At 68.0% G+C, this 7,726-nt stretch carries 9 protein-coding genes; 7 read left to right on the top strand and 2 right to left on the bottom strand.

Translation table 11 applies throughout. The features are described from left to right. Nucleotides 1-243: 243 nt before the first annotated feature. From VGD28_RS05665 to VGD28_RS05695, 7 genes are all read left to right on the top strand, one after another. A complete protein-coding gene (locus tag VGD28_RS05665; RefSeq protein WP_331027359.1) occupies nt 244-1,998 on the top strand; it encodes a DUF885 domain-containing protein in 1,755 nt (584 codons plus the stop codon). A 165-nt stretch (nt 1,999-2,163) separates the two neighbouring features. Continuing rightward, complete coding sequence (locus VGD28_RS05670; protein ID WP_331027360.1) at nt 2,164-2,898, top strand: hypothetical protein; 735 nt, start codon at nt 2,164-2,166, stop codon at nt 2,896-2,898. A gap of 88 nt (nt 2,899-2,986) precedes the next feature. After that, on the top strand, nt 2,987-3,364 hold the full coding sequence (crcB, locus tag VGD28_RS05675; protein ID WP_331027361.1) for a fluoride efflux transporter CrcB: 378 nt from the start codon (nt 2,987-2,989) through the stop codon (nt 3,362-3,364). Then, nucleotides 3,361-4,482: an RluA family pseudouridine synthase gene (locus tag VGD28_RS05680; protein ID WP_331027362.1), complete on the top strand. Its 1,122-nt coding sequence runs from the start codon at nt 3,361-3,363 to the stop codon at nt 4,480-4,482. Before crcB ends, VGD28_RS05680 begins: the two co-directional genes overlap by 4 nt. A gap of 112 nt (nt 4,483-4,594) precedes the next feature. Further along, a complete protein-coding gene (locus tag VGD28_RS05685) occupies nt 4,595-5,260 on the top strand; it encodes an HAD-IA family hydrolase (RefSeq protein WP_331027363.1) in 666 nt (221 codons plus the stop codon). After that, nucleotides 5,257-5,478, top strand: coding sequence for a hypothetical protein (locus VGD28_RS05690; protein ID WP_331027364.1), 222 nt, complete (start codon nt 5,257-5,259; stop codon nt 5,476-5,478). The genes VGD28_RS05685 and VGD28_RS05690 overlap by 4 nt, the downstream gene beginning before the upstream one ends. Nucleotides 5,479-5,481: 3 nt before the next feature. Next, the gene (locus tag VGD28_RS05695; RefSeq protein ID WP_331027365.1) at nt 5,482-6,171 is read left to right on the top strand and encodes an ATP12 family chaperone protein; all 690 of its coding nucleotides are present in this window, start codon (nt 5,482-5,484) and stop codon (nt 6,169-6,171) included. A gap of 140 nt (nt 6,172-6,311) precedes the next feature. Here VGD28_RS05695 and VGD28_RS05700 read toward each other — a convergent pair whose 3' ends face one another. Together VGD28_RS05700 and gmk are read right to left on the bottom strand one after the other, a co-directional pair. Further along, nucleotides 6,312-6,896 (bottom strand): hypothetical protein, encoded by a 585-nt coding sequence (locus VGD28_RS05700; protein WP_331027366.1) that lies wholly within the window; start codon nt 6,894-6,896, stop codon nt 6,312-6,314. A gap of 26 nt (nt 6,897-6,922) precedes the next feature. Continuing rightward, entirely contained in the window at nt 6,923-7,597 is a 675-nt protein-coding gene (gmk, locus tag VGD28_RS05705; RefSeq protein ID WP_331027367.1) for a guanylate kinase, read from the bottom strand. Nucleotides 7,598-7,726: the final 129 nt, after the last annotated feature.

Genomic DNA, 7,726 nt, shown 5'->3' on the forward strand with positions numbered 1-7,726 from the left:
TCGAACTCGAAGCTGGTGGAGGGCTAGTCTCCGCAAGCGAGCCGGTCAGCTTGTGGAGACTCCCCCACCACCACCGCCTCGCGGCGGTCCCCCACCCCCTCCGGGGGAGGAATGAGAGGTGACCGATCGCCATGCCCGACCTTGCAATGTTGGAGATCGTCTGCTTGCGTTGGTTCCATGAGAAACGACTTCCCCAGCCGCCCGCAGCCTCGCTTGACACCCGCGCGTGACAACCGGTCGAAAGTGCCAACTTTGTCAATCTGCGCTGCCGCGCTGCTGGCCTTCGCCACGCCTGCTCTCGCCAGCCCGTCCGACGACCTCCGCGCCCTGCTCGAAGAGCATTTCGCCTGGGTGCAGAAGGAGAATCCGGGCTTCGCGCTGTCGATCGGCAATGCCGAGTACGCGACCGAGGTCGGCGATGTCAGCCTCGCCGCCGAGGATCGCCGCGCTGCGGCCGAGGCTGCGTTCCTGAAGCGCCTCGACGCCATCCCGGATGCCGGCCTCTCCCCCGCCGAGCGCACCGACAAGGCGATCCTCCGGCGCCTGCTCGCCGAAAGCGTCGAATCGAACAGCTACGGCCAGCGCACGATGCTGTTCACCAGCTATTCCAATCCGTGGCAGGGCGCCGCGGGGCAGGCCGACCGTACTGCCTTCCGCCGCAAGGCCGACTATGACAACTACCTCACCCGGCTCGAGAAATTCCCCAGGACCAACGACACGCTGCTCGCCATCACCGCCCAGGCGGTGAAGGGCGGCTATGTCCAGCCCTGCGTCAGCCTGGTCGGGTTCGAGAAGACGATCACCGGCGTGATCCAGCAGGACCCCACCAAGTCGCGCTTCTACACCCCCTTCGCCCGCCCCAAGCCCGCCGACGCGACCGACGCCGAATGGGCCTCGCTGCAGGCGCGCGCCAAGAAGGTTGTCACCACCGCGATCAACCCGTCCTATGCCAAGGCGGCGCAATTCTACCGCACCAGCTACGCGCCCAAATGCGCCAAGGCGGTCGGCGTCTCCGCCCAGCCCGGCGGCGCCAAATATTATGCCTTCCGCATCCGTCAGCTCACCACCACCGATTACACCGCCGACCAGATCCACAAGATCGGGCTCGATGAGGTCGCGCGCATCCGCGCCGAGATGGCCGAGGTGGCGAAGCAGGCTGGCTATCCCAGCCGCGAGGCGTTCGTGCGGGAGCTGCGCACCAACCCCAAATACTATGCGAAGACGCCCGAGGAGCTGATGGAGGCCGCGGCCTTTCAGGCCAAGACGATCGACGGCAAGATGCCCGGCTTCTTCTACAAGATGCCGCGCCTGCCCTATGGCCTGAAGCGCATCCCGGCGGAGACCGCGGAGGGCACCACCACCGCCTATTACGGCCCCGGCAATCCACAGCTCGGCCTCGCCGGCAATTATTTCGTCAACACCTCCAAGCTCGACCAGCGCCCGCTCTACGAGCTGCCCGCGCTGACCGCGCACGAGGCGGTGCCCGGCCACCATCACCAGATCGCCCTCCAGCAGGAGATGGAGACGAGTCCGTTCCGCCGTCATCTCGCCAGCTTCACTGCCTTCACCGAAGGCTGGGGGCTGTATTCGGAGCGGATCGGGATCGAGATGGGCCTGTACGACACGCCCGAGAAGCAGATGGGGCGCTTGAGCTACGAGATGTGGCGTGCCTGCCGCCTGGTCGTCGATACCGGCATCCACTCCAAGGGCTGGACCAAGGAGCAGGCGGTGCAGTTCATGCTCGACAATACCGCGCTGTCCGCCGCGAACATCGATGCCGAGGTCAATCGCTACATCAGCTGGCCCGCCCAGGCGCTCGGCTACAAGCTCGGCGAGATCAAGATCCGCGAGCTGCGCGCCCGCGCGGAGAAGGCGCTGGGGGCGAAGTTCGACCTCAAGGGCTTCCACGATGCGGTGCTCGCCCAGGGCGCGGTCCCGCTCGACGTGCTCGACGCGCAGATCGAGACCTGGATCGCGGCGGAGAAGGCCAAATCCTGACCCCTCATCCGTTCGTGCTGAGCTTGTCGAAGCACTGTTCTTCTTTCGACGGTCGATAAGTAAAGACCAGCCCTTCGACTAGCTCAGGGCGAACGGGGAATTGGGATGCAAAACGCTTCCTTAACCCTGTCCTGTCATCACGCTTTCCAAATGGGGAGCTCCACGATGATCCGCCGGGCAACTGCCATCGTCATCCTGCCGCTCGCGCTCGCCGCGTGCGGCGGCGGTGCCGACAACCAGAATGTCGATGCGCTCGACAACGAGATTACCGCCAACACTGCCGATCCCGCGCTGATGGGCGCGCTGCAGGATCAGATCATGGTCGATCCGCAGCTCGCCTCGCAGTCGAACAAGGATGCGATCCGCCCGCCGAGCCAACCCTATTCGGCGCCGCTCCCCGCGGAGACGGTCGCTGCGGGCAAGGCCGCAATGCCCAAGGACGGCGAGCTGCTCAAGGCGCCAGCGCCCAGCGGCAAGTGCGAAGCCTGCGACGCGCAGCAGTCGGCGATCACGCTCGGCAGCCTCGCTGCCAGGCAGAAGGACAAGCGCACTGCGGGTTGCGCGGGCAAGCTCAACTATTCGGCGCAATGGGCCGCGCGCCTGCCCGCCGGCATGCCGCTCCATCCGCAGGCCCGCGTCAGCGAGGCCGCGGGCGCGCAGGACGCGCAATGCTCGCTTCGGGTAGTCAGCTTCTCGACTCCCCAGCCGCTGCAGACCATGATCGACTGGTATTATACGAAGGCGGTGAAGGGCGGTTTCTCGGCAGAGCATCAGGCCAAGGATGGCCAGCACGTCCTCGGGGGCACCCGGGGCCGCGACGGCTCGGCCTATGTCGTGATGCTGTCGGCACGCAGCGACGGCGGCACCGATCTGGATCTGATCGCCAGCGGCGGCAACTAGTTTCTCCCCGGGGGTGGCGCGTGAGCGTCGCCCCCACCCGACTGGACGGGGCCTAGTCCCCGCTCCCGTTTCCCGCTAGTGCCGCGGGATGAACCACCTCCTCCTCGTCATGCTCGGCGGCGCGATCGGCGCCGGGGCACGGCACATGACCGGCCGCGCTGCGCTCGCGCTGTGGGGACCCGGCTTCCCCTGGGGCACGCTGATCGTGAACCTCGTCGGCGGCTTGGCTATGGGCCTGCTCGCCGGCTGGCTCGCAGCACGCGCCAGCGGAGACGATGCGCTGCGCTATCTGCTCGGCGTCGGCGTGCTTGGGGGCTACACCACCTTCTCGGCCTTCTCGCTCGAGACCGCGACGATGCTCCAGCGCGGCGAATACGCCGTCGCGCTGCTCTACATCCTCGCCTCGGTGGCCGGCTCGATCCTCGCCCTGTTCGCCGGTCTTCACATCGCGCGGGTGGCGGCATGAGCGACGCCAACGTCCGCCAGTTCACCGTCGGCATCGACGACGACGGCATCCGGCTCGATCGCTGGTTCAAGCGGCATCTGCCCGACACCAGCTTCAACATCGTCTCGCGCTGGGCGCGCACGGGCCAGCTCCGCCTCGACGGCGCGCGCGCCACGCCGGGCGAGCGCATCCAGGCGGGCCAGGTGATCCGCGTCCCTCCGGCCGAGCCGGTGCAGGCAACCGCGGCAAAGCCGAAGAAGGCCCGCCCCCAGCTCACGCCCGAGCAGATCGAGTTCGCCGAATCGATGGTCATCCACCGCGACGCGCAGGCGATCGTGCTCAACAAGCCGCCCGGCCTCGCGACCCAGGGCGGCACCAAGACGCACGACCATGTTGATCAGCTGCTCGACGGCCTCTATTTCGACCTCGATACGCGGCCCAAGCTGGTCCACCGCCTCGACAAGGATACCTCGGGCGCGCTCGTCCTCGCCCGCACCGCGCGTGCGGCCGCCTATTTCTCCAGGAGCTTTTCGGGGAGGACCGCGCGGAAGACCTATTGGGCGGTGATCATGGGCGTGCCGAGCATCGAGGACGGCTATATCGACCTGCCCCTCGCCAAGCAGCCCGGCACCGGCGGCGAGAAGATGCATGTCGATAAGGCGGAGGGCCAGCCCGCGCGCACCCGCTACCGCGTGATCGACCGCGCCGGCAATCGCGCCGCCTGGGTCGAGCTTCAGCCGCATACCGGTCGCACGCACCAGCTGCGCGTGCACATGGCGGCGATCGGGCATCCGATCGTCGGCGACGGGAAATACGGCCTCTCCGAGGCGTTCCTGTCAGGCAGCATCAGCCGCAAGATGCACCTCCATTCGCGCCGCATCCGCATCGACCACCCCGATGGCGGCAAGCTCGACGTCACCGCGGACCTGCCCCCGCATTTCGCCGAGACGCTCGCCAGCCTCGGCTTCGACATCGAGCGCGGCGACAATATGCCGCCCGACGAGAAGGCGCCGCTCACCCGCGATCAGGAAAAGGCAAAGGCGAAGGCCCACGCCAAGACCTATCGCAAGGAACGCCGCGGCGAACGGCGCGGCCGGGGCGACAAAGTCCAGAAGGTCGGGAAACCGAAGAAGAAATGAACCGCCGCCCCCGCTCCGTTCGCCCTGAGCTTGTCGAAGGGCCGCTCTTTCCTCGCCGTCGAGAATCGCTAGGCCGGCGCTTCGACAAGCTCAGCGCAAACGGATGTTCGGCATGAACCGTCTCGCCGTGTTCGACTGCGACGGCACGCTCGTCGATTCGCAAGCCAATATCTGCCGCGCGATGGAGGCGTGCTTCGCGCAGCACCGGCTCGATCCACCCACTCGTGACTCGATCCGCCGCATCGTCGGCCTGAGCCTCGTCCCGGCGATCGCCGCCCTTCTTCCCGACGCCGAAGCGCGCCAGCACGAGTTGATGGCCGAGGACTATAAGCGCGCCTTCCACACGATGCGCACGACCAGCGCGCTCGACCCCGAGCCGCTGTTCGACGGCGTTGCCGAGGCGATCGAGGCCCTGGACGAAGCTGGCTGGATGCTCGGCGTCGCCACCGGCAAGTCGGACCGCGGCCTCGCCCTGATCCTCGAGCATCACGGCCTCAGCCGCCGCTTCGTCACCCTCCAGACCGCCGACCGCCACCCGTCCAAGCCGCACCCCTCGATGCTGGAGACCGCGATCGCCGAGGCGGGCGCCACGCCGCACACCACCGCGATGATCGGCGACACCAGCTTCGACATCGCGATGGCACTCAACGCCGGCACCCATGCCATCGGGGTTGCCTGGGGCTATCACGAGGCGCATGAGTTGAGCGCAGCCGGCGCGCATCGCGTCTCCACCGACGCGCGCGATCTTCCGGCGATGCTGGAGGCATTGTCGCCATGACCGAGGACCCGGCCCGCAACCGCTATTTCCTGATGGTGATGTCGCAGATCGCGGCGGTCGCCGGCGCGGTGTTCGGCCTGGTCATCCTGGGCAAGGCGGACACGATGTGGATGCGGCTGCTCGGCGGCGCGATCCTGCTCTCCGGCCTCTATTGCATCGCCGTCGTCCCCCGCGCCCTCGCGCGCCGCTGGCGCACCCCGCCAACCCCGGATCAGTAAGTCATGAAGCGCTTCTGGAAGGACGCCGCCGCCGTGCCGGTGGAGGGCGGCCATGACATCCACCTCGACGGCAAGCCCGTCCGTACACCGGGCCGCGTGCCGCTGACCCTGCCCAGCCCCGCGCTGGCCGAGGCGGTTGCGGACGAATGGCGCAACGTGGGTGAGACGATCGATCCGCGCGCGATGCCGCTCACCGGCCTCGCCAATGCCGCGATCGACCGGGTCGCACCCGATCCCGCCGCCTTCGCCGCGGGCCTCGCCAAATATGGCGAGAGCGACCTGCTCTGCTACCGCGCCGATCATCCGCTCGAGCTTCGACTGCGCCAGCAGGCGGCATGGGACCCGCTGCTCGACTGGGCGCGCACCCGCTACGGGATCGATCCGGTCACCACCACCGGGGTGATGCACCGCCCGCAATCGGACGATACGATCGTGAAGCTCGCCGACGCGGCCGTCGCGCTCTCGCCGTTCCGGCTCGCCGCACTTTCACCTTTGGTCACCGTCACCGGCTCGCTGATCGCCGCGCTCGCGCTGCTCGAAGGCGCGGCGACACCGGAAGACGTCTGGTCCGCTGCCAATCTCGACGAGGACTGGCAGGCCGAGCATTGGGGCGAGGACGAGCTCGCCCGAAAGGCGCGCGCCGCGCGCCGCGCCGATTTCGACGCGGGCGCGCGGTTCTTGTCGCTGCTTTAGGTAGCCGTCACGCCACCCCTGCCCGTCACCCCGGCCTCGTGCCGGGGTCCACCGGGCGGCAAGCATTGGACGAGAGGCTCTTCGTTCGCCGGTGGGGCGCCGTGGACCCCGGCACGAGGCCGGGGTGACGGTTGATGGGTTCAGGCGCTTGGAGGCTCTGCCGGCACCGCCACCACAACCGGCTTGGGCAACAGCCATGCGATCACCGCGCCTGCCGCGAGCCATCCGGCGATCTCGCTGATCCACAGATAGATGAAATAGCCCCAGGGCGCATGGTTGAACACCGGCTGCCCCAGCTGCGCATAGGTCGTGATCGCCAGCGCGAAGAGGCCGACGATCGTCAGCCGCCCGCCGAAGCTCATCCCCACCGTCACCCGGGCCAGCGCGAACGCCAGCACCAGCGCGCAGACCACCGACAGCACCAGCCCGCCGATCAGCGCCGCGGTGTCGGGCAATGCGAAGCCATTGGCGTTGAACAGCACCATCGCCACCGGACCCTGCCCGTACATTTGCGTGCCCGAAGGCGTGCCCGGCCACGGGATGGGATAGGCACCGGTCCCGGTCGGCCCCAGATGCTGCGCGAGCACCGCCTGCACCGACGCGCTTGCGGCGTCCCCGGTGCTGGTCACGGCGATCAGGCTCAGCGGCGTGCCCCAGAAGATGAAGCCCACGATCCACATCGCGACCCCGCCCAGCAGGCCGCCCAGTACAGCTCTCGGCATCATGCATCTCCCCTTGTCAGGGAAGAAGGTTAGCGCGTCGCCAGCCCCATGGCGACCGCTTCTTCCTGCCGCTCGCGGATGAATCCGATCAGCCCGGGCTTGCGCGAGCGCTTCTCGCGCTCGGCCTGCAGGATGGTGTGGACCTTCTCGAAGCACGCATCCAGATCGTCGTTGACCACGACATAGTCATAGCCGTCCCAGTGGGAGAGCTCGCGCTCGGCGCGCTTCATCCGGTACTGGATCACGTCCTCGCTGTCGGTGTTGCGGTCGCGCAGGCGCTTCTCGAGCTCGGTCAGCGACGGCGGCACGATGAACACGCGCACCACATCGCCGCCCTCGAGCTGGAACAGCTGCTGCGCGCCCTGCCAGTCGACGTCGAACAGCACGTCCTGGCCCTCGGCCAGCATCTTCTTCACCGGGGCGCGCGGGGTGCCGTAGCGATAGTTGAAGACGTGCGCCCATTCGAGGAACTCGTGCCGCGCGGCCATTTCCTTGAACGTCTCGGTGCTCACGAAATGATATTCGCGCCCGTCCTGCTCGCCCTCGCGGATCGGCCGCGTCGTCGCGGAGACGGAAACGCCCATCCCCGGCTCCACCTCAAGCAGCTTGCGCGCGATGGTCGACTTCCCCGCGCCGGAGGGCGAGGAGAGGACGAACAGCACGCCCCTGCGGTCGAATTCAAACTTGGATTCGCGATGCGCCATGTGCGCCTTTGGCGCGGGCATGGCGCATGCGTCAAGCGGCGTTCGCCTGGGTCAGCAAAGCTGACCCGCTGCGGCGCCGGCCCGCTCCCCCGCCCGGCCACCCATCAAGATATACTGAAGTGGGTGGCC

It is taken from the genome of Sphingomonas sp. (assembly GCF_036402235.1).
Lineage (GTDB): Bacteria > Pseudomonadota > Alphaproteobacteria > Sphingomonadales > Sphingomonadaceae > Sphingomonas.

Excerpts from the sequence above, each read along its gene's own strand:
- VGD28_RS05670 (WP_331027360.1), top strand. The coding sequence starts at position 2,164 with ATGATCCGCCGGGCAACTGCCATCGTCATCCTGCCGCTCGCGCTCGCC.
- crcB (WP_331027361.1), top strand. The coding sequence starts at position 2,987 with ATGAACCACCTCCTCCTCGTCATGCTCGGCGGCGCGATCGGCGCCGGG.
- VGD28_RS05680 (WP_331027362.1), top strand. The coding sequence starts at position 3,361 with ATGAGCGACGCCAACGTCCGCCAGTTCACCGTCGGCATCGACGACGAC.
- VGD28_RS05685 (WP_331027363.1), top strand. The coding sequence starts at position 4,595 with ATGAACCGTCTCGCCGTGTTCGACTGCGACGGCACGCTCGTCGATTCG.
- VGD28_RS05690 (WP_331027364.1), top strand. The coding sequence starts at position 5,257 with ATGACCGAGGACCCGGCCCGCAACCGCTATTTCCTGATGGTGATGTCG.
- VGD28_RS05695 (WP_331027365.1), top strand. The coding sequence starts at position 5,482 with ATGAAGCGCTTCTGGAAGGACGCCGCCGCCGTGCCGGTGGAGGGCGGC.
- VGD28_RS05700 (WP_331027366.1), bottom strand. The coding sequence starts at position 6,896 with ATGATGCCGAGAGCTGTACTGGGCGGCCTGCTGGGCGGGGTCGCGATG.
- gmk (WP_331027367.1), bottom strand. The coding sequence starts at position 7,597 with ATGGCGCATCGCGAATCCAAGTTTGAATTCGACCGCAGGGGCGTGCTG.